Raw genomic sequence first — 1,648 nt, forward strand, 5'->3', positions numbered from 1 at the left:
GCCTGCTCAGCATCGAGCGCATCCGCAAGGACTTCAGCACCGGCAACGATCTCTCCGCGGCCACCCTGCGCGATACCGCCAACGGCATCCGTGCGGCGAACATCCCGTACATTGCCGTCGGTACCCTCGACGTCGGCATGCGCGACCGTGATCCGGCCAGCGGCAACACCCGCGTGTTCGTCACTGTCACCGGCAAGGTGCTGGACGTGACCGGTCGCTTCCCGCGCACCGTGTCGTCGGTGGGCCCGGTGCAGTTCTCCGGTACCGGCCCGAACGAAACCGTCGCCCGCACCAATGCACTGCAGCTGGCTGCCGAAAAGGCCGCCCAGCAGATGATCAACGAACTGAACGTCAAGGCGGTCCGCTGACGTTACCGCTGCGCTCGCCGGGCATGGCCCGGCGTTACCGGCCCTGGTGGGTGCCGAGCGTGCTCGGCACTGACCCGCTGCTATCCCCGATCCCGCGCGCCGCATTGCGGCCGTCTCTCCCAAAGGACTCTTCCATGATCCGTAATACCGCTCTCGTCGTTGCCATCGCGGCCGCTACCCTGTCGATGCCGGCCCACGCCCAGTTCGGCAAGCTGAAGGACCTGGCCGGCGGCGCCACCGGCACCTCCAGCAGCAGCGCCAGCGCTGCCGCCCCGGACGAAGCCGCGCAGGAAGCGCTGGTCCGTCGTTTCGTCAGCTCGCAGTCGCACTCGCTGCAGGCGCAGAGCTCCTTCGCCCGTGCCTTCGGCCTGGCCGAGCAGGTGCAGCTGCTGGAAGCCGAGCGCCAGGCGCTGTCGTCCGGTTCGGTGAACGTCGATGCGATGAAGAAGTCGGTGTCGGTCAGCGAAGCCGCCCAGGCCGCCATCGACGAGCGCCAGGCCGCACAGCCGGAACTGAACGCTGAATCCAAGCAGCACTACGCCGAAGGCCTGGTCTCGCTGCTGGCCTCGGCTGCCGAAGCACAGAAGCTGAGCGGCGAAGCCAGCGGCTTTGCGGCCGGCATGAAGAACCTGGGCGCCACCCAGATGGCCACCGTTGGCCGCAAGCTGGCCGCCGGTGCCTGGGTTGCCAAGGAATCGCCGGGCTTCATCAAGGGCCTGTACGGCTCGACCAAGTCGGCTGTGACCTTCGCCAAGAAGAGCAAGGTGAAGGTGCCGTCCAACGCCGATTCGATGCTGGATTCGCTCTGATACGAGGCAGCTCCGCATGCGTACGACGACTCGATTGATCGGCCTGGGCCTGGCAGCGGCCCTGCTGGCAGCCTGCGGCAAGCAGGATGCACCGGCAGAAACCGCTCCGGCCAAGGACAAGGCTGCCAGTGCACTGGCCAGCAATGCGCCGGTGCAGGAAGCGCCCCTGCGTGGCACGCCGGATTTCGGCGGCACCACCCAGGTCGCGCGTGAAGCCGACGGTATCGGCAGCACCCCGGAACTGGCGGTGCTGGCGGCATTGCAGTCGGCCGTGGCCCAGGTCAACGGCGTACGCGTGGCCAGCCAGATGCAGAGCCTGCGCGCAGGCCTGCATGTGGACGTGGACGGTGAACACGTCGGCGATATCCGCGCCGACGCGTTCTCCCAGCAGATGATTGCCGGCTCGCAGGGCGCGGTGCTGGGCTATGAAATCCTCTCGCAGGATGAAGTGAGCCAGCTCGACGAAGAAAC

1 protein-coding gene and 2 pseudogenes are annotated in these 1,648 nt (G+C 67.4%); all 3 read left to right on the top strand.

Going from position 1 to position 1,648, the window contains the following annotated elements:
- A pseudogene (locus tag AC1VAN_RS21125) lies at positions 1-368 on the top strand (hypothetical protein); the annotation flags it as partial.
- Positions 369-502: 134 nt separating this feature from the next.
- Positions 503-1,177: a hypothetical protein gene (locus AC1VAN_RS21130; protein ID WP_478013623.1), complete on the top strand. Its 675-nt coding sequence runs from the start codon at positions 503-505 to the stop codon at positions 1,175-1,177.
- A gap of 16 nt (positions 1,178-1,193) precedes the next feature.
- A pseudogene (locus tag AC1VAN_RS21135) lies at positions 1,194-1,648 on the top strand (CsgG/HfaB family protein); the annotation flags it as partial.

It is taken from the genome of Stenotrophomonas sp. 05L44_2, from assembly GCF_056665995.1.